The 23,435-nt window shown below is 69.3% G+C and carries 15 protein-coding genes; 13 read left to right on the top strand and 2 right to left on the bottom strand.

The genetic code is table 11. The features are described 5' to 3' along the window. Positions 1–407 precede the first annotated feature (407 nt). The 12 genes from ACWGIC_RS34310 (at position 408) to ACWGIC_RS34255 (ending at position 17,416) form a co-directional block, all read left to right on the top strand. Positions 408–1,094, top strand: coding sequence for a glycoside hydrolase family 75 protein (locus ACWGIC_RS34310; protein WP_452080073.1), 687 nt, complete (start codon positions 408–410; stop codon positions 1,092–1,094). Between the two features lie 219 nt (positions 1,095–1,313). Continuing rightward, the gene (locus ACWGIC_RS34305) at positions 1,314–2,648 is read left to right on the top strand and encodes a nucleotide sugar dehydrogenase (RefSeq protein ID WP_452080072.1); all 1,335 of its coding nucleotides are present in this window, start codon (positions 1,314–1,316) and stop codon (positions 2,646–2,648) included. A 130-nt stretch (positions 2,649–2,778) separates the two neighbouring features. Next, entirely contained in the window at positions 2,779–3,852 is a 1,074-nt protein-coding gene (locus ACWGIC_RS34300) for a glycosyltransferase family 4 protein (RefSeq protein WP_452080077.1), read from the top strand. A 107-nt stretch (positions 3,853–3,959) separates the two neighbouring features. Further along, positions 3,960–5,303, top strand: a complete 1,344-nt coding sequence (locus ACWGIC_RS34295) for an exopolysaccharide biosynthesis protein (protein ID WP_452080071.1) — start codon at positions 3,960–3,962, stop codon at positions 5,301–5,303. After that, positions 5,300–6,910 carry a Wzz/FepE/Etk N-terminal domain-containing protein gene (locus tag ACWGIC_RS34290; RefSeq protein ID WP_452080070.1) on the top strand — a complete coding sequence of 537 codons (1,611 nt, stop codon included), beginning with the start codon at positions 5,300–5,302 and terminating at the stop codon, positions 6,908–6,910. The genes ACWGIC_RS34295 and ACWGIC_RS34290 overlap by 4 nt, the downstream gene beginning before the upstream one ends. A 13-nt stretch (positions 6,911–6,923) precedes the next feature. Then, positions 6,924–8,828, top strand: coding sequence for an asparagine synthase (glutamine-hydrolyzing) (asnB, locus tag ACWGIC_RS34285; protein ID WP_452080069.1), 1,905 nt, complete (start codon positions 6,924–6,926; stop codon positions 8,826–8,828). After that, a complete protein-coding gene (locus ACWGIC_RS34280) occupies positions 8,825–10,990 on the top strand; it encodes a bi-domain-containing oxidoreductase (protein ID WP_452080068.1) in 2,166 nt (721 codons plus the stop codon). The genes asnB and ACWGIC_RS34280 overlap by 4 nt, the downstream gene beginning before the upstream one ends. Beyond that, entirely contained in the window at positions 10,990–12,870 is a 1,881-nt protein-coding gene (locus ACWGIC_RS34275; protein ID WP_452080067.1) for an alginate lyase family protein, read from the top strand. The genes ACWGIC_RS34280 and ACWGIC_RS34275 overlap by 1 nt, the downstream gene beginning before the upstream one ends. Further along, on the top strand, positions 12,867–14,396 hold the full coding sequence (locus ACWGIC_RS34270; protein WP_452080076.1) for a right-handed parallel beta-helix repeat-containing protein: 1,530 nt from the start codon (positions 12,867–12,869) through the stop codon (positions 14,394–14,396). The genes ACWGIC_RS34275 and ACWGIC_RS34270 overlap by 4 nt, the downstream gene beginning before the upstream one ends. 10 nt (positions 14,397–14,406) lie before the next feature. Further along, the gene (locus tag ACWGIC_RS34265; RefSeq protein WP_452080075.1) at positions 14,407–15,606 is read left to right on the top strand and encodes an O-antigen ligase family protein; all 1,200 of its coding nucleotides are present in this window, start codon (positions 14,407–14,409) and stop codon (positions 15,604–15,606) included. Beyond that, complete coding sequence (locus ACWGIC_RS34260) at positions 15,603–16,772, top strand: glycosyltransferase family 4 protein (protein WP_452080066.1); 1,170 nt, start codon at positions 15,603–15,605, stop codon at positions 16,770–16,772. Before ACWGIC_RS34265 ends, ACWGIC_RS34260 begins: the two co-directional genes overlap by 4 nt. Before the next feature lie 8 nt (positions 16,773–16,780). Then, positions 16,781–17,416, top strand: a complete 636-nt coding sequence (locus ACWGIC_RS34255) for a phosphatase PAP2 family protein (RefSeq protein WP_452080065.1) — start codon at positions 16,781–16,783, stop codon at positions 17,414–17,416. On the opposite strand, the gene ACWGIC_RS34250 is transcribed toward ACWGIC_RS34255, so the two are convergent. Both ACWGIC_RS34250 and ACWGIC_RS34245 read right to left on the bottom strand, forming a co-directional pair. Then, positions 17,413–18,564, bottom strand: a complete 1,152-nt coding sequence (locus tag ACWGIC_RS34250; protein ID WP_452080064.1) for an SGNH/GDSL hydrolase family protein — start codon at positions 18,562–18,564, stop codon at positions 17,413–17,415. The genes ACWGIC_RS34255 and ACWGIC_RS34250 overlap by 4 nt on opposite strands. A 29-nt stretch (positions 18,565–18,593) precedes the next feature. Next, entirely contained in the window at positions 18,594–20,060 is a 1,467-nt protein-coding gene (locus ACWGIC_RS34245) for an FAD-dependent monooxygenase (RefSeq protein ID WP_452080063.1), read from the bottom strand. A gap of 118 nt (positions 20,061–20,178) precedes the next feature. Between ACWGIC_RS34245 and ACWGIC_RS34240 the strand changes: the two genes are divergently transcribed. Beyond that, complete coding sequence (locus tag ACWGIC_RS34240; RefSeq protein ID WP_452080062.1) at positions 20,179–23,346, top strand: BTAD domain-containing putative transcriptional regulator; 3,168 nt, start codon at positions 20,179–20,181, stop codon at positions 23,344–23,346. Positions 23,347–23,435: the final 89 nt, after the last annotated feature.

Below are 23,435 nucleotides of genomic sequence, written 5' to 3'. Positions count from 1 at the left end.
TATTCCCGCATCCTCCCCCATCCCGGGGGGCCCTTTTGGGCCCCATTGTGTAAATCAGATTCCCTCAAGGGGCCCTTCACGGACCGCACATCGCGCTCCCGCCCGACCGGCCCGTCCGCAGTCAGTCCGCTCGGCCTTCCCGGCCTGGGCTGACGCGCTCCCAATCCACCCGCAGCACCGCCTAAATCCCAGGCATTGCCCAAGGATTCCCTCAAGGGGCCCTTCACGGACTTGGATCCCTGCCCGACGCCCTTCCGGGACCCGGATTCCCCCAGGGGTTCCTTCACGGACTGCTCGGTCTGGCGGGAAAAAACACCCTCTTTTGGCGGGTTGTGACCGCGTCCGTTCGGCGGCATTCTGAGCGCGCGCCGCCGTAAGGAAAGTTTCCTAATAAACAGGGAGCGTCGATGCGGAAACTCGTCCTGCTCGCGATTCTGGCGATAGCCGCCGCCGTCCTGCCCACCGCGCTCGCCTCCGCGGCGACCACCGCCCCGGAAGCGGTTCAGGCGGGCCCGACCGCGGACCAGATTCTCGCCAAGGTCGCCTCCTGCAAGCAGATCTCCAACGGCAAATACAAAACCGACGAAGACTCCGGCAGCGCGACCGTCCCGGTGTGCGACGCGGGCAAGGCGGTCTTCTGGAAAGCCGACATGGACATCGACTGCGACGGACAGCGCACCACCGAATGCAACGAGAACACCGACTGCTGCTTCCTCCCCGACACCGCCTTCCCGCAATCCGACGGCCAGCCGCTGAACGCGGCCAAGCTGCCGTACCTCGTGGTCCCCAGTTCGAGCAGCATCTGGAATTACGAAAACTCCGGTCTTCGCGGCGGAGGTTCGTGTGCGGTGATCTACAACGGCAAGGTCGAGTACGCGGTCATCGGCGACACCGGGCCGGACAAGATCATCGGCGAAGCGTCCTACGCGACGGCGAAGGATCTCGGCATCAACCCGGACCCGAAGAACGGCGGGGTCGACTCCGGCGTCACCTATGTGTGCTTCAAGGACTCCGAGGTGAACCCGATCGAAGATCACGCTGCCGCAACAAGTACCGGAGAGAAGCTGGCGTCGGAGTTCGTCGGCGGAAACTGAATTTTCCGAAGCTCCGGGAGGCAATTACTGCCCTTTTCGGATAACCGTGGGCAAATTCCCCTGCCGGTACGGCCGGATGGGGTAACCCGGGCCCGGCGGCTGGCAGAAGGCGGGAATCCGTGCGAGAACACGGGTTCCCGCCTTGTTATGCGGAACCGGTAACGAAGCCCGTCCGCGCTCCGACCAATGAGCAGCGAACGGTCGGGCGGAGGTTCCGTAGTGAAGATCAGTGTCTTCGGGCTGGGGTACGTCGGGTGCGTGTCCGCGGCTTGCCTGGCGGGACAAGGACACGAGGTAGTCGGGGTTGACGTCAACCCGGCGAAGGTGGATCTCGTGCGCGCCGGCAAAGCTCCGGTGGTCGAGGAACGGATCGGGGAGCTGACCGCGGAGGTGGTCGCTTCCGGTGCGCTGCGGGCGACTTCCGACGTGGCCGAGGCGATCCTCGCGACGGACGTTTCCCTGGTGTGCGTCGGTACGCCGTCCGCGCCCAACGGGAGTCTTTCCACGGAGTACCTGCAGCGCGTCGCCGAGGAGATCGGCGTCGCGTTGAAAGAACGGAAAGCTTTGGGGGACAACGAGGTCCGGCATACGGTCGTGTTCCGGAGCACGATGCTGCCGGGCACCTGTCTCGGGTTGCTCGTGCCGATACTGGAAAAGCACAGCGGCGGCACCGCGGGGGTCGACTTCGGCGTCGCGGTGAACCCGGAATTCCTGCGCGAGGGCACCAGCGTCCGCGACTTTTTCCAGCCGCCCAAAACGGTGATCGGTGAGTTTGATCCCGCCAGCGGCGACGTCGTGGCGAAACTCTACGAGGGGCTGCCCGGCGACGTGTTCCGCGTGCCGATCCCGGTCGCGGAGATGACGAAATACGCGGACAACGCTTTCCATGGCGTGAAGATCGGTTTCGCGAACGAACTCGGCGCGATCTGCCGTGCGCTCGGGCTCGATTCGCACCAGGTGATGGACGTGTTCCTGGCCGACCGCAAGCTCAACATCAGCCCGGCGTACCTGCGGCCCGGATTCGCCTTCGGCGGCTCGTGCCTGCCGAAGGACCTGCGCGGGCTCGTCTACGCCGCGCGGCAGGCGGACGTTTCGGTGCCGTTGCTGGCGCATGTGCTGCCATCGAACACCGAACATCTGCACCGGGCGTTCGAGCTGGTCGCGCGGACCGGGAAACGCAAGATCGGGCTGTTCGGGCTGTCCTTCAAACCGGGCACCGACGACCTGCGCGAGAGTCCGCTGGTCGAACTCGCGGAGCGGTTGCTGGGCAAGGGATACGACCTCAAGATCCACGACGCCAACGTCAGCCTGTCGCGGCTGATGGGGGCCAACCGCGAGTACATCGAAAGCCGGCTGCCGCATCTCGGGCAGCTGCTCGCCGGGTCGGTGCAGGAGGTGCTCGACCACTCCGAGGTGTGCTTGATCGGCACCTCGGACCCGGAGGTGCTGGCCGTCCTGCCGCACGGCAGCGGGCCGGTGCTGATCGATCTGGTCCGTGTCCCGGACGCCGCCGCGCGCCGGGCGGAAGAGGGGTACGTCGGCCTTGCCTGGTGAGGGCTTTTCCGGAAGCGAAATCCTGCGGAACCGGGTCGCGCTGATTCTCGTGGAGAATCTGTCGGTGCCGTTCGACCGGCGGGTGTGGCAGGAATGCCAGACGCTGCGCGACGCCGGGATGACGGTGCACGTGATCTGCCCACAGGGTACGAAACGGGACACCGAAGCCGAAGTCGTGCTCGACGGCGTGCACATCCACCGGTATCCGCTGCAGGCGGCGACCGGCGGGCCCGCCGGGTACGCGCGCGAGTACGGATCCGCGCTGTGGCACACGTTCCGGCTCGCGCGCAAGATCGGCCGGGTCGACGTGGTGCACGCCTGCAATCCGCCGGATCTGCTTTTCCTCGTCGCCCGGATGTTGCGAAGACGCGGTGCGAAATTCATTTTCGATCAGCACGACCTCGTGCCGGAGCTGTATCTGTCGCGCTTCGACCGCGGGCAGGATTTCCTTTACCGCGGCGTTTGTGCGTTGGAACGCGCCACCTATCGCGCGGCCGACGTCGTCATCGCGACGAACGAGAGCTACCGCCAGGTCGCGCGGATCCGCGGCGGCAAGCGTCCCGAGGACGTGTTCGTGGTCCGCAGCGCGCCGGTCGTGGAGCGGTTCCACGAGGTGCCGGCGGAGCCGGAACTCAAGCGCGGCAAGCCGAATCTGCTGTGCTACCTCGGCGTGATGGGCCCGCAGGACGGCGTGGACTACGCCTTGCGCGCGCTCGCCTCCCTGCGCGACGAGGTGGGCCGCGACGACTGGCACGCGGTGTTCGTCGGCGCGGGCGACACGTTCGACGAGATGGTCGCGCTGTCGCGGGAGCTCGGTTTGTCCGGACAGGTGGAATTCACCGGCCGGGTGTCCGACGAGGATCTGCTGCGGTATTTGTCCGCGGCCGACGTGTGTCTTTCGCCGGATCCGCTCAATCCGCTCAACGACGTGTCGACGATGAACAAGGTCATGGAGTACATGGCCATGGGCAAACCGATGGTGTCGTTCGAGCTGCGCGAGGCGCGGGTGTCGGCGGGAGAGGCGGCGCTTTACGCCCCGGCCAACGACATCGCGGAGTTCGCGAAGCTCGTCGCCGTGCTCCTGGACGACCCGGAGCAGCGGGAACGGATGGGGCGGCTCGGCAGGGAGCGCGTGCGCGGACCGCTCGCCTGGGGCAATTCCCAGGCGGCGTTGATCAAGGCGTACGAGCGTGCGCTGGGTTGAGCTGGGTCGCGTTTCGAACAAGGTTCGGCCGGATGGTGTAACCAACCGGTGCGGTGCCGCGACGGGGTCAATGACCCGTGCGTCGGCCCGTGAGGGGAGACCTGGTTTTGAGTGACGAAACAGTACGCCTCTCTGTAGTGGGGAAGGTCGTGCGCCGGCGATGGCGAGCGCTGCTGCTGCTCGCGGTCGTCGGCGCGGGTGTCGGGGCCGGGGCTTCGGTGGTGCTTTCGCCGGGATACGAGGCGCAGGCCAGCGTGTTGCTGCAGGGGGCGAGGCAGCCGGACGAACTGCTGACCGAGGCGCAGGTGGCGACGAGTTCGGTGGTGCTCGACCGGGCGTCCGCGGCGCTGGGGCTCGGGATTCGCGGAACGGATCTGCAGAAATTGGTCGCCGCGTCCGTGGCCCAGGGCAATGTCGTGACGATTACCGCGAAAGGCTCCAGCCCGGAGCGCTCGCAGCAGCTGGCCGACCAGGTCGCGGGCGAGTTCGTGAAGTATTCGACGCAATTGCTCGGAAATTCCGCGGACCGGGCGGCGCAACTCGCGCAACAGCAGAAGGAATCGCTGCGGCAGCAGGTCGCGCAGACGAACCAGCGGATCCTCGACCTGTCGAAGTCGGTGGCGAACGGCGACACCGTCGAGGGCGTGCAGGCACGCACGACGTTGCAGGGGCTGCGGACCGCGCTGGAGCAGGCGGTCAACAACCTCAACGCGGCTGACGCGGCGACCGGCGCGGGCAACATGGTCGTGCTTGGTCCGTCGGAACGGCCGTCCTCGCCGTCCGCGCCGACGTTCCTGCAGTTGACGCTCGGCGGCGCGGTGCTGTTCTTCGTGGTCGGGATCCTGACCTACCTCTTCGGTGCCCGGGCTGATCGGAGGCCGCGCAGCGAAACCGAAATCGGTGCGGCGCTGGGTGCTCCGGTGCTGGCGAGCATCGACATCCCGGCGGCTTCGGACGCGCGGGTGAAGTGGTGGCGGAAGGCGGTCGGGAACGACCGGCCGTGGAATCTGCCCGAGGTTCCGGCGTCGGCGGACGACGCGGCGCGCGAGGTGCGGTACCGCCGCGTGCTCGCCCGGCTGGGCGCGGACCGCGACGGAGTGTTGCGGCTGCTCATTCTTGTTCCGCGCGGAGATGCCTCGGCGCGGAACGTCGCTGAGCAATTCGCCGGCACCGCGCGCGGCGACCGCACCCGCGTCGAGGTGACGGTGGCCGAAATCGAGGTGGTACCCGGGGCGCAGCCGATCGTGCCGGACGGAACGGCAGGGGTGCTCGTGGTGGTCTCGCTCGGCTCGCGCAACGCGTGGGAATTGGTTTCGATCGCGGAAGCTTGCTCGGACGCCGGCCGCGAAATTCTCGGTGCCGTGCTGGCCCGGGAAGTGCATATCGCCGGTGGGGCGCGGCAAAAGCCGGTCGCCAAGCAGCGCACCGACGAGCTGGCGGGTGCGCGATGAGCGCCGGGCAGGCCCAGCCGCTGGTCGATCTTCAACGGCTGGTGGTCGCGCTGCGGCGCAAGCGGCGGTTCTGGCTGACGACCGCGCTGGCCGGGCTGGTTCTCGGCTGCGCGGTGGCGATTCTGCTGCCCGCGCCGCCCACCGCGGTCACGAAGATCATGGTGATCCACCCCAATGACTCCCCGACCGACAGCGGCACGCTGATGCGCACCGACGTCGCCGTGGTCTCGACGGTGAACATGGCGGCGGCCGCGCTGAAACGAATCAACAGCACCGAAGCACCGTCCGATTTCCTCAAGGACTACGCCGGGCTCGGTCTCACCAACAACGTCCTGCAGGTGACGGTCAAGGCGAAGACCAAGGACGACGCGGTCGCGAAGGCGAAGGCGCTCGCGGACGCGTTCATCGCCGACCACACGCAGCGCACCCAAGCCGCCGCGAACGGCCGCTCGAAAGCGTTGCTGCAGCAGCGGGATCAGGCACAGGCGCAACTGGCCGACGTCGACAACCAGGCCGCGACCGAAGTCGCGAAGGGGCGCAACTCCAACGCGGGTGCACTGGAGCAGCTGTACACGCAGCGCGCGAATCTGGTGTCGAAGATCGCCGATTTGCAGAACCAGGCGCAGCAGGCCGGGATCGGGTCGCCGGAGGTCATCGCCGGGACGCAGATCGTGGACGCACCGGCGATCCAGCCGGTGTCGAAACTGAAGACCTACGGCACCGACGGTGGCGTCGGACTGGCCTTGGGGCTGGCGCTCGGGCTCGCGTTCGCCGCGGTGACCGCATTGGTCCGGGACCGGCCGGTGTTGCGCCGCGAAATTTCGCAGCACCTCGGTGCTTCGGTCATCGCGCAGGTCGGGGTGAAGCCGGTCGGCCCGGCGAAGCTGTGGCGGCGTTCCAAGGCGGTTACCGAGACCAGCCGGGTCGCGCTCACCCTCGCGCGGGCGGCCAGGGAGGACCGGGCTTCGCTGTCGTTGCTGGAGATCGGCGCGGCTTCGACCGCGGCGGAGCTGGCGGTGGAACTCGGCCGATCGCTGGCCGAGGACGGGCCGGTGGTGCTCGTGGACGACCTGCCGGGCAAGGAAGTGTCGCGGCTGCCGGTGGAGGGGGACGTCCAGGTCGTCGAGGCCGGCGACCCCGCAGTGGCGCGAGCGGTGCGCCGGGTCGGCGTCGGCACGGCTGCTCCGGGCACGGCGTGGACCGATCTGTCGACGCTCGGCGCGGAGGCCGTCCTGGTGGTTCGAGCCGGGTTCGCGAACACGCAGTGGTTGCACACCGTCGCGCGGCAGCTCGCCGACTGCGGCGTGCCGATCCTCGGTGTCGTGCTGGTCGATCCGGATCCGAAGGACCACACCGACGGCACGCTTTGGGACGGGCTGCACACGGCGTTGCGCGGGCGCGCGGCGGTGGTCGCGAAGAAACAGGCGGACACGGTCATCGAGCTGGAGCTGCGGGACGAAACCAAGCCGATCGAATGGCCGGGCAAACGCGACACCGAGCGCAGGCGCCGTCCGTTCGACCGGAGCCGGCCGCCGTCGCCGTCGCCGCGGACAGATGTGGATCCGGACGCACCGACCAGACGGCTCAAACCCGTTCAGGAAAGCTAGGGGGACGAAGCGCATGTGCGGCATCGCGGGCGCGTACAGCTGGCCGGACGGCGGCCCGCTCACCGATCGGCTCACCCAGTGCCTCGCGCACCGGGGCCCGGACGGCGACGGCCGCTACGACCACCGGGACGTCCACTTAGGACACCGGCGGCTGTCCATCGTGGACCTTTCGGAAACCGGCGCGCAGCCGATGACGGCCGAGGGTCTTGCCCTGACCTACAACGGCGAGCTGTACAACGCGCCGGAGCTGCGGGCCGAACTCGAAGCCGCCGGGGTGCGATTCCGCGGCACCTCCGACACCGAGGTGCTGCTGCGGGCCTGGCGAGAGTGGGGGACGGACTGCCTGCCGCGGCTGCGCGGGATGTTCGCCTTCGCGGTGTACGACGAACGCACCGGTGAGCTGGTGCTCGTACGCGACCAGCTCGGCATCAAGCCGCTGTTCTTCGTGCGTCGCGGAGGCGGGGTCGTCTTCGCGTCGGAGCTGAAAGCGCTGGCCCGAGAACTCGGCGACACCTTGCACGTGGACCAGGCGGCGATGATCGCGTCGCTGCTGTACTACTGGGTCCCGGACAGCCGGTGCGCTTACCGCGAGGCGGAGAAACTGCCGCCCGGCACCTGGCTGCGGTTCCGGCCGGACGGCAGCACGGACACCGGGACTTACTGGTCGCTTCGCCAAGTCGCCGAGGAGGGCGCGGCGCATCGCGGCGAGGTCGACCTGCACGCGGTCGTCGAGGAGTCCACCCGCAAGCACCTGCTGTCCGACGTCCCGGTGGCGACCTTTCTTTCCGGCGGGTTGGACTCCAGCTATCTCACCGCGCTGGCCGCGCGCGAGCAGCCGGGGATTTCCGCTTACACGATCGGTTTCCGTCCCGAGGACGCGAAATTCGAGGCGATGCCGGACGACCTGCGCTACGCCCGGATCGTCGCCCGCCAGTTCGGCGTCGACCTGCACGAGATCGAGATCGCGCCGGACGTGCAGGACCTGCTGCCGCGGATGACGCACCACCTGGACGAACCGATCGGCGACCCGGCGGCGATCAACTCGTTCCTGATCTGCTCGGCGGCGCGCGAGGCCGGCGTCAAGGTGCTGCTGTCCGGAATGGGGGCGGACGAGCTGTTCGCCGGGTACCGCAAGCATCTGGCGAACCTGCTGGCGTTGCGGTACCGGCGGGTGCCCGGGGTGGCCCGGCGCGCGATCGGGGCGGCGGTCGACCGGCTACCGGTCGCGTCCTCCACGCGCGGTTATCGGTCGGTGCGGTTCGCGAAGCGGTTTCTGTCCTTTGCGGACCTTCCGGAGGAAACCGCGTTCCGGCGCAGCTACACCATGTACGACCGGACTGAACTGCTCAGCCTGGTCTCGCCGGATCTTCAGTCCGAAGTGGACGATGTGCTCACCGAGCACGCCGACGTCTACTACGACACGAAACTGACCGACCAGGTCAACCGGATGTGCCTCGCCGACGCGCGGATGTTCCTGCCCGGCTTGAACCTCGCCTACACCGACCGGTCCACTATGGCCGCTTCCACCGAAGTGCGAACGCCCTTCGTGGACGTCGAAGTGGTCCGGGCGGCGTTCCAGGTGCCCGGCCGGGAGAAGATCGCCGGACGGCAAGGCAAGGTGGCGTTGAAGAAAGCGGCCACGGCGATCCTGCCCGACGAAATCGTGTACCGGCCGAAAGGCCTGTTCAGCGCCCCGCTGCGGGCGTGGATGAGCCGGGACCTCGCGCCGCTGGTGCGGGAGGTCATCGAGGACGGCGTCCTGGTCGAGTCCGGTTTCCTGCAACGCGACGCCTTGCGCCGGCTGGTGGCCGAGGACGCCGCCGGGCGCGAGGACCGCGCGAAACATCTTTGGCACGTGCTGACCCTTGAGTACTGGTACCGCGGGGCCCTCCGCGGAGAGCGGCTAGGAGTCCAGTGAAACAGGTAGTGCAGAACTACAAGAGCGGCGAACTGGCCTTGCTCGACGTCCCGGTGCCGGCGTGCAAACCGGGCGGCGTGCTGGTGCGCAGCCAGTACTCGCTGATCTCGACCGGCACCGAGATGATGAAGGTGTCCGAGGCGGGAATGTCGCTGCTGGGCAAGGCCCGGTCGCGGCCGGACCAGGTCGCGAAGGTGATGCAGAGCGTCGCGACGAACGGTCTCGCCGCGACGTATCGCAAGGTCTCCGGGAAGCTCGATTCCTATACGCCGCTGGGCTATTCGCTGTGCGGCGTGGTTGAGCAGGTCGGCGAAGGCATCGACGATGTCGTGGTGGGCGACCTCGTGGCGTGCGCCGGGAACGAGCACGCGCTGCACAGCGAGCTCAACTGGGTGCCGAAGAATCTGTACGCGAAGGTGCCGGCCGGGCTTTCGCCCCGGCAGGCGGCGTTCGCGACGGTCGGTGCGATCGCGATGCAGGGCGTCCGGCGCGGCGAACCGCAGCTCGGCGACCTCACGCTGGTGATCGGGCTCGGCCTGATCGGGCAGCTGGTGGTGCAGCTGCTGGTGGCGGCAGGCGCGCGCGTGGTCGGCGTGGATCCGGACGCGCAGCGCTGCGAACTCGCGCGGGAGCTGGGCGCGCTCGCCTGCGGACATCCGGCGTCCGGCGAGATCGACCAGGCGGTGGCCGAGCTGTCCGGCGGGCACGGCGTGGACCAGGTGTATCTCGCCGCGGGCGGGGCGTCGAACGATCCGGTGGAGCTGGCCGCGCGGCTCGCGCGCGACCGAGGCCGGGTGGTCGACATCGGCAAGATCTCGCTGAACCTGCCGTGGAACGCTTACTACGAAAAGGAACTCGACGTCCGGTTCTCCCGGTCGTACGGTCCCGGTCGCTACGACCCGGCCTACGAGCTGGAGGGCCGCGACTACCCGATCGGCTACGTGCGCTGGACGGAACGCCGCAACCTCGAATGCTTCCTCGACCTGGCCGCGCGGGGCAAGCTCGACGTGTCGCCGCTGATCAGCCACACCGCGGACTTCTCCGCGGCGGTCGAGACCTACCGGGCGCTGAACGAGGGCGAGCTGAAGGCGGTCGCGGTGCTGTTCCGCTACCCGGACGCGCCGCCCGCCGAGGACGAGAGCGTGGTGTCCGCGGTTCCGGCGGTGACGGTCGGCAAGGAACGGCCAGACCCGTTGCAGTGGCTACGGATCGGGTTCATCGGCGCGGGCAACTACGCGTCGTCGATGATCCTGCCGCATCTGGCCGGGGACGAACGCGTGCTGCTGACCGATGTCGTCACCACGTCCGCGCTCTCCGGGGCCAACGCGAAGCGCAAGTTCGGTTTCGTCTCGGCCAGCACCGATGTCGACGCGTTGCTCGCCGACGACCAGGTCAGCACGGTCTTCGTGGTGACCCGGCACAGCTCGCACGCCGAGCTGACGCGGCGGGCGCTGCTGGCGGGCAAGGCGGTGTTCGTGGAGAAGCCGCTCGCGTTGTCGGAGAAGGAATTGCGCAGCGTCGTCGACGCGGTGGCGGAATCGGGCAACGACCGGCTGCAGGTCGGGTTCAACCGCCGGTTCGCGCCGCTGCTGGTCGAGGCGAAGAACCAGTTCGGCCCGCGCGTCGGCCCGGCTTCGGTGCGGTACCTGATCAACGCCGGCCGGCTGGACGCGAACAGCTGGTACAACCAGGCCGATTCCGAGGGCAGCCGGTTCGTCGGCGAGGGCGGGCACTTTATCGACACGGTCAGCTGGTTCCTCGGCAGCGACCCGGTTTCGGTCTACGCCTCCGGCACTCCCGGCAACCACGACCTGCAGGTGCTGCTGCGCTACGCCGACGGCTCGACCGCGTCGATCAGCTACATCACCAGCGGCAACACAGCGTTCCCCAAGGAAACGCTGGAAGTCCTCGCCGACGGCAAGGTGCTGAAATTCGACGATTTCGTCCGCGCCTCGGTGTACGGACGCAAGCGCTGGACCAGTTCGCGACTGCCGAAGGCCCGCGACAAGGGACAGCAGGCCGAACTGGACGCCTTCATCACGGCATTGCAGACCGGCGTCGCGATGCCGATCAGCCTCGACTCGCTCGTGTCCACGACACTGGCGACGCTGGCCGTGCACCGCAGCCTGGAAACCGGCGCGCCGGTGCGGTTGGAGCAGTGATGGACCCGTCCTGGTACCTGCGCCGGCTGTCCGCGATGGGACCGGCGGAGATCGTCGGCCGCGCCGGGGACGTCGTGCGCAAACAGCGGTGGCGCGCCGAACCCCAGCGGCAGCCGAAGTGGTCGGCGACCCGGAAGTTCCCGTCCTGGCCCGCCGGGCCGGAGGTGCCCGCGACCGGACGGGACCGGCTGGTCGCGGCGGCGGACCGGCTGATGGACGGGCACGCCGAGTACTTCGGGGTGGCGCGGGACGATCTGGTCGCCCCGGACTGGGCGTTCGATCCGAAGACCGGCCGTCGCGCCCCGGGGGACCGGTACTCGTTCGAGATCCCGTACCGCGACGAGAACTTGATCGGCGACATCAAGCAGATCTGGGAACCTTCGCGCCACCAGCACCTGACCGTGCTGGCCGCGGCCTACCGGGTGACCGGCGACGACCGTTACGCGCACCGGGTGGCCGACCACCTGAAATCGTGGTGGGCGGCGAACCCGCCGATGCGCGGCGTGCACTGGCTGAGCGGGATCGAGCTGGGGATCCGGCTGCTGTCGTGGGTGTGGGTGCGCCGCCTGCTGGACGGCTGGCCCGGCGCGCCCGGGCTGTTCGAGGACAATCCCGAGGCACTGCGGCAGATCTGGCACCACCAGCGGTGGCTGGCGGCATTCCCGAGCCGGGGCACGTCGGCCAACAACCACGTGCTGGCCGAGGCAGCCGGGCAGCTGGCGGCGGCGTGTGCGTTCAACTGGTTCCCGGAGTCGGTTCGCTGGCGAAGCGACGCCGTCCGCTCGCTGGACTTCCACTTGCGGGCCAACACCTTCCCGTCCGGGCTGAACCGCGAGCTGGCCACCGAGTACCACGGTCTCGTGCTGGAGCTGGGTCTCGCGGCCGCGCTGGAGGCCGGACCTCGGCTGCCGCGGTCGACCTGGCTGGAACTGCGGGCGATGTGCGACGCGCTCGCGGCCATTGTGGACTGTGCCGGACGGCCGCCGCGCCAAGGCGACGCCGACGACGGGTACGGCTTGATCGTGGACGGACCGGACACGGACCGCTGGCATTCGCTGCTGGCCACCGGCGACGCGCTGTTCGGCCGCGCGGAGTGGTGGCCGAAGCTGCCCGCCGACGACGTGCGCACGGCGTTGTTCGCAACGCTGCGGGCCCAGGTGCCGCAGCTCGACAACGCCCGCCAGCGGCCGGTTTTCGCCGACGCGGGCATGACCATCCTGCGCAGCGAAAACGGTCCGGAGATCTGGTGCCGATGCGACAGCGGTCCGCACGGTTTCCTCGCCATCGCCGCGCACGCGCACGCCGACGCGTTGTCCATTGAGGTCCGGCACGACGGTGTCGACCTCCTCGCCGACCCCGGAACGTACTGCTACCACGGCGAACCCGAGTGGCGCGCGTACTTCCGCTCCACGCTCGGCCACAACACGCTGCAGCTCGGCGGGGTCGACCAATCGGTTTCCGGCGGTCCGTTCCTGTGGACGCGGCACGCCCAGTCGCGCACCCTCGCCGCGACACCCACCCAATGGCAGGCCGAACACGACGGTTACGCCCCGGCGCTGCACCGCCGCACCGTCGAGCTGTCCGGCCGGACGCTGACCGTGGTCGACGAGGTGACCGGCGGCGGCCCCGCCAAACTCGCCTTCCACCTCGGCCCGCTGCTGGACGTCGAGCTTTCCGGCAGCACCGCGCAGCTCACCTGGCCCGGTCGTACCGCGACTCTGGAGCTGCCGCCGCAGCTCGCCTGGACCGCGCACCGAGGCGAAACGAATCCGCCGCTGGGCTGGTACTCGCCCGGCTTCGGCCGTCGTGAACCCGCCACCACGCTCGTCGGCTCCGGCCTGGTCACCGGGCCGCTGACCACCGTGCTCCGCCTGCCCTGATGTCGAGAGGATCCACCGTGCGAAGGACTTTGCTGCTGCTGGGAGCGTTGCTCCCGCTCACGCTGGCTTCGTGCAGCTCGTCCGGGGCCGCGCCCGCTCCGGCCGCCGGATCGACCTCGCCGCAGGGACCGATCGCCGCGGTCTGCGACCACGTGCCGCCAGGCCCGGCGAACGCTCCCACCGGTGCGGTCCGGGTGGACCCGGCCGTCGTGGGCGATCTGGCGGCCAAAACGAAGAACTCCCCGGCGGGCACCACGTTCTGGCTCGCCCCCGGCACGCATCGGCTCAGCGACGACGAGTACGACCAGGTGCAGCCCAAGGACGGCGACGTCTTCCTCGGCGCTCCCGGAGCGGTGTTCGACGGACGCAAGCACAACCGGTACGCCTTCGCCGGCCCGGCCAAGGACGTCCGGCTCGAATCGTTCACCGTGCAGGGCTTCACCGCGCCGCGCGACGAAGGCGTGGTCAACCACGATTCGGCTCCCGGCTGGGTCGTGCAGCACCTGACCGTGCAGGACAACGACGGGGCCGGGCTGATGGCCGGGCCGAAGCAGCAGGTGCTCGACAGCTGCCTGCGCCGCAACGGCCAGTACGGCATGAACGCCTACTCCGGCAGCGCCGCGGTGACCGGGCTGGTGCTGCGCGGCACCGAGATCACCGGCAACAACACCGGGAACTGGGAAACCAAGGTCTCGGGGTGCGGCTGCACCGGCGGCATGAAGTTCTGGGCGGTGGACGGCGCGGACGTCGTCGGCAACTGGGTGCACGACAACCGCGGCACCGGCCTGTGGGCCGACACGAACAACAACGATTTCCTGATCGAAGGCAATCTGATCGAGAACAACGACAGCGCCGCGATCATTTACGAGACCAGCTACAACGCGGTGATCCGCGACAACACCTTCCGCCGCAACAACCTGGTCGACGGCCGGGCGCATGCCGACCGCGGCGACCCGTTCCCGTCGGCGACGATCTACGTTTCCGAATCCGGCGGCGAACCGCGGTGGAAGGCGCGTACGAGCACTCTCGAAATCTCCGGAAACCTGCTGCAGGACAACTGGAACGGCGTCCTTCTGTGGGAGAACGCCGACCGGTTCTGCAACAGCCCGGCCAACACCTCCAGCGGCTCGTGCACGAAACTCGTGCCGAACGTCGCGACCTGTTCCGCGCCGGGAATCTCGAAGAAACCGCTGTACGACGACTGCCGGTGGAAGACCCAGCGGGTCGTGGTGCAGCACAATCAGTTCACGCTCAACTCGGCGGCGCTCGGCTGCGAGGAGGTGTGCGGCCGGACCGGCGTGCTGTCGAATTTCGGCAGTTACCCGGACTGGTCGCCGTACCAGGGCGCGGTGATCCAGCAGGCGATCACGTTCCAGCAGGACAATTCCTGGCACGACAACGCTTATACCGGGCCGTGGACGTTCGTCGCCAAGGAGATGAACAACGTCGTCGGCATCGGCGAATGGCAAGGTTCGCCGTATCACCAGGACGCGAATTCGAGCTACCGGCCGAACGGGGGTGGCTGACGTGGCCGAATTGACCGCCACGCTGCCCGCCGAAACGAAATCGGCGCCGAAAGCGGTAAGCGCGGCCTGGGCGTTGCTCATCCTCAACACGCTCGGCTCGACCGGCGCGCAGACGGTGATCCCGTTGCCGCGCACGGTGATCCAGCTGATCACCATGGGCGCGCTGATGACCGCGTTTCTTCTCGCACTCTTGCTGAACCTGCGGATCAGAATCCGGCCGAGCTCGTACCTGCTGCTCCTGACCTTCCTGCTGCTCACGAGCATCGTGGCCAGCGTGCACCTGGAATCCGGCTACGGCTCGTTGTTCCGCTGCTTCCGGTTCTCCGTGTTCGTCGCGACGCTCTGGCTGCTCAGCGGCTGGTGGGACGGCTCGTTCACGTTCGTGCGGGCGCACATCCGGATGTTCGGCGCGGTGCTGGTGTCGGTCGTGCTCGGCTTGGCGATCGCGCCGGGCAAGGCGATGCCGGACATCTACGGCGGCCGGCTTTCCGGCGCGGTGTGGCCGCTGACGCCGCCGCAGGTCGGCCAGTACGCGGCGGTCATCGCCGGGCTCGCGGCGCTGATGTGGCTGGGCAAACGGACCGACGCCAAGAGCGCGTTGCTCGTCGTCGTGCCGTCGCTCGGCCTGCTGCTGCTCACGCACACCCGCACCGCGACGCTCGGTCTCGTCGCCGGGCTGATCGTCGCGTTGCTGTCGCTGGGGCTGGTCAGCGCCCGGGCGCGGAAAGTGTTCGCCGGGATCGTGCTCGGGGCAGGCTTCGCCGCGGTGGTGCTGGGCACCCTGCTGCAGGCTTGGTTCCTGCGCGGACAGAGCACCGACGATTTCTCCAGCCTGACCGGCCGCGCGAAGGTGTGGGACGCGCTGCTGTCCGCGCCGAGGTCCGGGTTCGAGTACATCTTCGGCGTCGGTCTCACCGACAAGTCCTACGACGGTCTTCCGATCGACAACAGCTGGCTGGCGATCTATCACGAGCAGGGTTTCGTCGGGATCGGGATCGTCGCGGCGATCCTGCTGGTGCTGATCGCGATCGCCGTGCTGCGTCCGCCGTCGCTGGCCAGGGCGTGCGCGATCTTCCTGATCGCTTACTGCGTTTCCGCGTCGTACACCGAAGCAGGGCTCGGCGACGCGTCACCGTATCTGCTGCATCTGGCGGTCGCCGCGTCGTTGCTGGCGGCGGGCGAGGCTCCAGCGAGGGAGAAGCTGGCGTGAAAGTTCTGGTGGTGCACAACCGCTATCGGTCGGAACAGCCGAGCGGCGAGAACAACGTGGTCGACGCCGAGGTCTCGCTGCTGGCCTCGGCCGGGGTCGAGGTGCAGCGGTTCGAACGGCACAGCGACGACATCGCGTCGATGCCGTTGGCGCGCAAGGCGTTGGTGCCGCTGCAAGTGCCGTGGAACCGCTCGTCGCGGACCGAGTTGCGGGCGCAGCTTCGGCGGGAGAGACCCGACGTCGTGCACGTCCACAACACCTTCCCGCTGCTGTCCCCGTCGGTGCTGGCCGCGTGCGCCGAGGCGCGGGTGCCAGTGGTCGCGACCCTGCACAACTACGGCCTCGTCTGCCCTCCCGGCACGCTCTACCGCGACGGCCGGATCTGCACCGACTGCGTCGGCGGTCTGCCGGTCCCCGCGGTCCGGCACGGCTGTTACCGCGATTCGGCCGCCGCGACCGTGCCGATGGCGGTGAACCTGCTGGTCAACCGGGATCGCTGGCGGACCGGCGTGACCCGGTTCTTCTGCATTTCCGACGCCCAGCGCCGCCTTCTCGTGGACGCGGGCCTGCCCGCGGCGCGGATGACCGTGAAGCACAACTTCGTCCCGGACCAGGGACGTCGGCGCGTCGGGGACGGCGAGCACTTGCTGTTCCTGGGACGGCTCACCGAGGAGAAAGGCATCCCGCTGCTCAAAGCCGCGTGGGAGCAGTACTCCGGCAAGCTGCCGTTGCTGATCGCCGGGACCGGGCCGTTGTCCGACGATGTCGCGGCCTGGGCCGCCGGACGCGACAACGTGTCGTACGTCGGCCTGCAAGACCGAGCCTCGTGTCAGGAACTGATCGCCCGAGCGGTCGCGGTCGTGGTGCCCTCCACGTGGCTGGAGGCGTTCGGTCTCGTAGTGGTGGAAGCGATGGCTGCCGGGGTGCCGACGGTCGCGCCCGCGCACGGGGCCTTCGAGGAGCTGGTCACCGATGGCGTCACCGGCCTGCTGCACACCCCGGGCGACGCGACGGCGCTCGCTGCCTCGCTTGGCGAGGTCGCTGACGCCGAGCTGAACCGGAAGATGGGCGAGGCCGCACGCCAGCGGTACGAGGCGGACTTCACCCCGGAAGTGGGACTGAAACGGCTGCTCGAAGGCTACGAGGAAGCGATTTCCGCGGTATGAAGGAAGGTGTGCGCGACCGACTGAAGACTTCGCCCCGGGCGCTTCCGGTCGTTCTGCGCACGCCGTCGCTGGTCTTGGCCGTCCTCGGGTTGCTGACGTTGATCGCACTCGGCCTGCGCTTCGCCGGACATTCCGTGCCGAGCGCGTTCGACGCCCCGCTCCTGCCCGGCCCGGACCTCGTGTCCGACCCCTGGTGGTACTTCGCGACGGCGATCGACTTCTGCGGCGAACCGCTGGGCGCGGCACTGATCCTGGTCCTGGCGATCGGCGGCTGCCTGCTGACGAACCGGCTCCGGACGGCCGTGCTGGTCGCGCTCGGCTGCGGGCTGACCGTCGTGGTGACCTCGGTGCTGAAACCACTGACCGGGCGGACGATTCACGGCAGCTATCTGTCGTTCCCCAGCGGCCACACCGCTTTCGCGACCGCGCTGGCGTTGATCGGGGCCTACGTCGTGGCCGGGCGTTCGAGCCGGGTCGTGGCGGTGGTGTGGACGCTGGGGCTTGCCTTGGTGGCCGGGTTCCTGATGGCGTGGGCCGAGGTCGGGCTAGGCGCGCATTACCCGACCGACACGATCGGCGGCTTCGCGGCGGCGCTGGCGATCGTGCCGGTCACGGCGTACTGGGTGGACCGGATCGCCGCCTAGTCCCGGAACAGTTCCAGGTCGAAGGCCCCGGCGATGGTCGCTTGCCCGATGTCGTTCGGGTGGACGCCGTCGCCGGAGATCAGCTCAGCGCGCGTCTTCGCCGGCTCGGCCGGATCGCGCAGCGCGACGTCGAGGTCGGTCACCGCGTCGAACTCGCCGCTGTCGCGGATCCAGCGGTTCACCTGCTGGCGGGCGTCCTCGAACTCCGGTGTGAAGACCGGGGCGCCACCGATCGGCGGCAACGTGCAGCCGATGACGCGCAGACCGTGCGAGTGCGCTCGGGCGATCAACAGGCGGTAACCGGCGATGAGGTCGGTCGCGGTGGCCCGTTCGCTCTCCGGCATTCCCGGCATGGAGCCGAAAAACAGGTCGTTGATGCCCTCGCACAGGATGAGCCAGCGGGCGCCGGGGCGGGCCAGCACGTCGCGGTCGAAGCGGGCCAGCGCGCTGGTGCCCATGCCATCGGTCTCGCGCAGGACGCGGTTGCCGGAGATGCCCATGTTGACCACCGCGCGGGGCGGGAAATCGGACGTGAACCGGCGGGCGAGCGCCGACGGCCATGGTGCGTCGGCACCGGGCGTGCTCTCCATGCCGTCCACAAGGGAGTCGCCGAAGGCGATGACGGTGGCGGCGCTGTGCGGCGCGAGCACGTCGATGCCGGTGAGCCACAGATAGGACTGGAACTCGGTGGCGTCTCGCAGGTCCGTCGAGGCGGTTTGGTCGCCCGGAGCGAGCCAGGCCGTGCGGAGCCCGACCTCGTGGAGCGTCGGGGTGACCTTCTCGTCGGGGAGATACAGCGAGACGGTCAGGTCGGCCTGAGGGGACACGGTGTACTCGATCGAGTCGCTGTAGATCTGCGCGCCAGTCGGCAGCACCACTTCGGCACGGTCGCTGAAGGTCAGCTGTGTGCCGTCGAGGAAGGCTGCGCCGATACGGACTGGTGCATGGCCGAAGGCGTTCGAAAGGGCGACGCGCACGGCGGTGCCGCCGACGGTCGAACGCGCCACCATGCGCACGGTTTGCGCGCTCACCGTTTCCGGTGCGGTGTCCGGCTGTGCTTCGTCGGGCATTTCCGGCCCGCCGCCGGGTTCGGCCGCCGCCGCCAGCTGCTGCGCGGTTCCCCAGGCAGCGATCCAGTGGTTTTCCATGAGTTAAACCTCCACAAAGGACAGTGAGTTCAGAACCAACGGGCGAGAGCGTTTTCGAACGAGCCGTGACCGGCCCAGGCGACGATTCCGTCCGGCCGGACGAGCACGGCGGCGAAGCCGAGGTCGTCGCGCGCCGGAACGGCCCGGTACTGGACCTGGTAGCGCGCCGCCAGGTCGCGCCGTCGTTCGTCGCCGCTGAAATCGAGGGCGACGCCTTGGCCGTCCCGCAGCAGTTCGCCGAGGCGGGTGCCGTCGGCGAGACGGAAGTCCGGCGCGTTGTGGCCGACCAGCGGATGCTCGTCGCCGAGGTCGTAGCGGAGCGACAGGCCCGAGGTACGCCCGAAGACGTACGCGGTGCCGTCGCGGGTGGCCAGCAGGTCGCGGGTCACGGCCTGGATCGCCCGGGAGTGCGGGTCCGGGCGCATGACCGCCACCTGGGCGCGCGACCAGTCGAGCACCTTCGCGCCGATCGGATGGCGTTCAGCGGCGTAGGTGTCGAGCAGGCCGTTCGGTGCGTGCCCGCGCACGGTCGCCGCGAGCTTCCAGCCCAGGTTCATCGCGTCGCCGAGGCCGAGGTTGAGACCCTGCCCGCCCAGCGGCGAGTGGATGTGCGCGGCGTCGCCGGCGAGCAGGACGCGGCCGCGCCGGTATTCGGTGGTCTGCAGCGCCCGGTCGGTGAAGCTGGAGGCGAGGTGGATTTCGCCGAGCGTCACGTCGGTGCCGGAAACGCGGCGCAGCACCGTTTGAAGATGTTCGCGGGTCAGCGGCTGAGACCGGTCGTACGCGCCGCCGTCGAAATCCAGCACGCCGAAGTGGCCGGGCGTGGGCATCGTGAGATACATGCCGTCCGGGGTCAGAGTGAAGCCAGGAGCCAGCTTCTCCGGATCGGCGATGCCCGCCAGCGCGACGTACCCGGTGAGCTGCGGTTCGGTGCCGGCGAAGGCGAAGCCCGCGAGCCGTCGCACCGTGCTGTGTCCGCCGTCGCAACCGACGAGCCAGCGAGCCGGGTACTCACGCGCACCGGCCTGGACGGTCACGCTCTCGTCGTCCTGGACGAGACCGGAGACCGAGACGCCGCGCCTGATCTCGGCTCCGAACTTGACCGCCCGTTCGGCCAGCACCGTCTCGACGGCGTCGAGGCTGGTCATGATGCCGTCCAGGGCCGGGCTGGGCAGCCGGTAGGGCAGGGCGGAGAGGTCGACCTCGGCCGGGTCGAGGGGAGTACCGGCGAAATGGCCGACCGAGCGCGGGCGCAGCTGCTCGTCCTCGGCGGGCTCCGTCCCGGACTCGGCCAGCAGCGAGGACAGCATCCCGCGGCGGTAGAACGCCTCGACCGACCCGCCCGACAGACCCCGCAGCCCGAGCGGCATTTTCCGCCACTGGGAATGCGGCTCCGGCTCCTTCTCCAGCACCAGCACCGAACTGCCGGCGAGAGCCAGTTCGCCAGCGAGGAACAGGCCGACCGGCCCGGCCCCCGCGATCACTACGTCATGCATGACAACCCCCTTTCTTGTGCGATGAACCCGAGGCTGCCCGCCGTCGCTCACACGAGGCGCACACGGCGCGCACACCCCGGTTCGAGCAGCCAACAGGCGGACGCGCGAAGATCGAAGGGTGGCTGCTGTCCCGCTTCGCGTGACGCTGCTCGACGCCGTGCAGGTGTCTCGCGGCGATGCCGTCCTGCCCGTTCCCGGCGCGCGATTGCAGGCACTGACGGCGCGGCTGGCGCTCGCGGGCGGCCGACCGGTCGAGCCCGGCGTGCTGGTCGACGCGATCTGGGCCGAGGACCCGCCCGCCGGTCCCGCCCACGCCCTGCAAGCTCTCGTATCCCGGCTGCGCCGGACACTCGGTTCGGCCGACGTCGTTACGCAGTCCGCGGGCGGCTACCGGCTGGCGGTGAGCCCGGCCGAGGTAGACGTGCTGCAGTTCGAACACCTCATCGCCGCGGGCCGGGACCACCTGCGCGCCGGAGAGGTGCTGGCCGCCGCGAATGTGCTCGGCGAGGCCGTGGAGCTGTGGGGCGCTCGGTCCGAGCCCGCCGCGGTCGCCGCGGTCTCGGTGGCCGCCGCGACCAGGCTGGCCGCCCTCTCCGTCGAGTCAGTCGCTGATCTCGCCGAAGCTGAACTGTCGCTGGGGCGCGTCGAGACGGCTGCCGCCCGGCTGACCGGATTGCTCGCCGAACACCCGGTCCACGAGCGGGCGGCGGCGTTGCTCATGGACGCGCTGGCCGCCCAAGGCCGCCAAGCCGACGCGCTCGCTCGTTACGAGCAGATCCGTGAAGCGCTGGCTGAGACCCTCGGCACCGATCCCGGCACCGCCCTGCGGGAGCGGCATCTGCGCCTGCTGCGCGGCCCGGTCGAGGGGCTTCCGGAGAAGACCTCAGGCAACCTTCCCGCGGCGCTGACCAGCTTTGTCGGCCGGGACGACGACCTCGCCCGGATCGCCGAACTGCTCGCCACCAGCCGGTTGATCACCGTGCTCGGTCCCGGCGGCGCGGGCAAGACCCGGATCGCGCTGGAGGCCGCCCGCCGCCACGAATACCCGGGCGGAGCTTGGCTGATCGACCTCGCTTCGGTCTCCGAACCGGCCGAAGTCAGCGCGGCCGTGCTGGCCGGGATCGGGATGCGCGGCGGCGCGCTGTTCGAGGCGAGGACGCGGGTCGACGGCACCGAACTGGACGTCCTCGCGGATCAGCTCGGCGGCCGGGAACGCTTGCTGCTGATGGATAATTGCGAGCACCTCGTCGACGCCATCGCCCGTCTGGTCGCGGCGCTGCTGTCCCGATGCGCTGGGCTTCGGGTGCTGGCCACCAGCCGTGAACCGCTGGCCGCCGACGGCGAAACGCTGGTGCCGCTCGGTCCGCTCGACCTGCCCGAGCCGGACGCGGACCTCGACCAGGCCCGGCGAACCGCGTCCGTGCGCCTGTTCAGCGAGCGGGCCGCGGCGGTGCGTCCGGGTTTCGTGGTGGACGAGGCGAACCTCGCCGACGTCACGACCGTGGTCCGCGGCTTGGACGGCTTGCCGCTGGCGCTGGAACTGGCCGCGGCGCGCTTGCGAACGCTCGCTCTGCCCGATCTGGCGGCCGGGCTGTCCGACCGGTTCCGCTTGCTCGCTACCGGCAGCCGGACCGCCTTCCCCCGGCACCGGACGCTGCGTGCGGTCATCGCGTGGAGCTGGGATCTCCTGGGCCCGGAAGAACGCACGGTCGCGGAACGGATCTCGGTCCTGCCCGGGGGAGTCACCCGGGATTCGGCCGCTGCGGTCTGTGCGGGGGCGGTGCCGCCGGACGAGATCCCGGACCTGCTCGCGGGCTTGGTCGACCGGTCGTTGCTGCGGCTCGTGCCGGACACTGGCCGGTACCGGATGTTGGAGACGATTCGCGAGTACGGGCTGGGAAGCCTTGCCGCACCAGACGGTGTGCGGGACCTCGCTGCGGAGTACTTCGCCGGTCTGGTCGCGCACTATGACCCGCTGCTGCGCGGGCCTCGGCAGCCGGATGCCCTGCGGGTGTTCCGTGCCGAGTATGACAACGTGCTCGCTGCCCTGCGTCATCTCTGCGATACCGGCGACGCCGATGGCGCGATCGGGCTTGCGGTGAACCTGACCTGGTACTGGCAGATGCTCGGTCGCCACACTGACGCGGTTTATTGGCTCAACGAAGCCGTTTCCACGCCGGAAGCGCAGGCGAGCGTCACGCGGGCCGTCGCTGAGCAAGTGCTGCTGATCAACCGGTTTGCCTCCCAAGCCCCGCCCGCCGACTGGCGCGAGCAGTTGCGAGCGCTTGCCGCCCAGCCGGAGTTGCCGTCCTTCGGCGGTGCGCTCGTCGCGCTCCGGCTGGCCACGATGCCGGAGACGAATGCGGCGTCGGGCACCGTCCAGCGGTTCATCGACGGGCCGGACGAGTGGTTGTCCGGGCTGGCGCATCTGTTCCGGGCCCAGTTCGCCGAAAACGCGGGCCAGTTCGACCAGGTCCGGGGTGATGTCGCTGCCGCGTTGGAGATCTTCGGGCGGGCTGGTGACCGGTGGGGGCTCGCTACCGCCTTGCCGTTGCGGGCGTTGCTGCGGCAGTACGACGGTGACCTCGACGGTGGACTGGCTGATCTGGACCGGGCCAGGGCGTTGGCTCGGGAGTTCGGGGCGCTCAATGTCGGTGACGAGGTTTTCCTGGATCTGCGGGCAATCGATGTGCATGTCCGTCGTGGGGAGACCGCGCGGGCGGTTGAGCTGATCGCTGCGGCTCGCGGGCGGGTGGTTTCTCCGGAGCTGGCGATTTTGACTGATGCGCTCGAAGCTGGGTTGTGGGTGCGGATCGGCGATCTGGAGCGGGCTCGGTCGCGGATCGAGGCGGCTGAGGCTGGGTTGGCTGAGCATCCGCCGTTCGGGGGCGGGCATGAGCAGGCGTTGATCTCGTTGGCGCGGGGCGCGCTTTGTCTTGAGGTGGGGGACGGGGCGGGGGCTGAGGCGGCGTTGGGGCGGGCGTACGTCGCGGCGGTGGAGAGTTCGGATATGCCGATTCTGGCGAGTGTCGCGGTGGCGGTGGCTGGGGTCGCTGGGTTGTATGGGCGGTATCGGGACGCGGCTGTTTTGCTGGGAGCGGCGGCTCGGCTGCGAGGGGCGCATGATCGGACTGATTTGCAGGTCCGGGCGTTGACCGCTCGGGGGCGGGGCGAGTTGGGGGATGAGGGGTTCGCTGCCGCGTATGAGAGTGGGTGGCGGCTGACCGCGGCTGCGGCTTTGAGTTCGGTTGAGCCGGTGTGGTTGCGTGAGGCACCCCGAAGCTGATTGAGGTTTTCTCAGTGGGCGGGTGTGGGTGCCCGGCCGCCACGACGCCAAAGTCCGTGAAGGGCTCCTTGAGGGAATCAGATTCCCTC

The organism is Amycolatopsis sp. NPDC054798, from assembly GCF_053611505.1.
Note: the sequence above shows the minus strand (reverse complement) of the source record. Positions and strands in the feature narration are given on the sequence as shown.

Bases quoted from the DNA above. Each gene is read 5' to 3' on its own strand.
- ACWGIC_RS34310 (WP_452080073.1), top strand. From the start codon at position 408: ATGCGGAAACTCGTCCTGCTCGCGATTCTGGCGATAGCCGCCGCCGTC.
- ACWGIC_RS34290 (WP_452080070.1), top strand. From the start codon at position 5,300: ATGAGCGCCGGGCAGGCCCAGCCGCTGGTCGATCTTCAACGGCTGGTG.
- asnB (WP_452080069.1), top strand. From the start codon at position 6,924: ATGTGCGGCATCGCGGGCGCGTACAGCTGGCCGGACGGCGGCCCGCTC.
- ACWGIC_RS34275 (WP_452080067.1), top strand. From the start codon at position 10,990: ATGGACCCGTCCTGGTACCTGCGCCGGCTGTCCGCGATGGGACCGGCG.
- ACWGIC_RS34250 (WP_452080064.1), bottom strand. From the start codon at position 18,564: ATGGAAAACCACTGGATCGCTGCCTGGGGAACCGCGCAGCAGCTGGCG.
- ACWGIC_RS34245 (WP_452080063.1), bottom strand. From the start codon at position 20,060: ATGCATGACGTAGTGATCGCGGGGGCCGGGCCGGTCGGCCTGTTCCTC.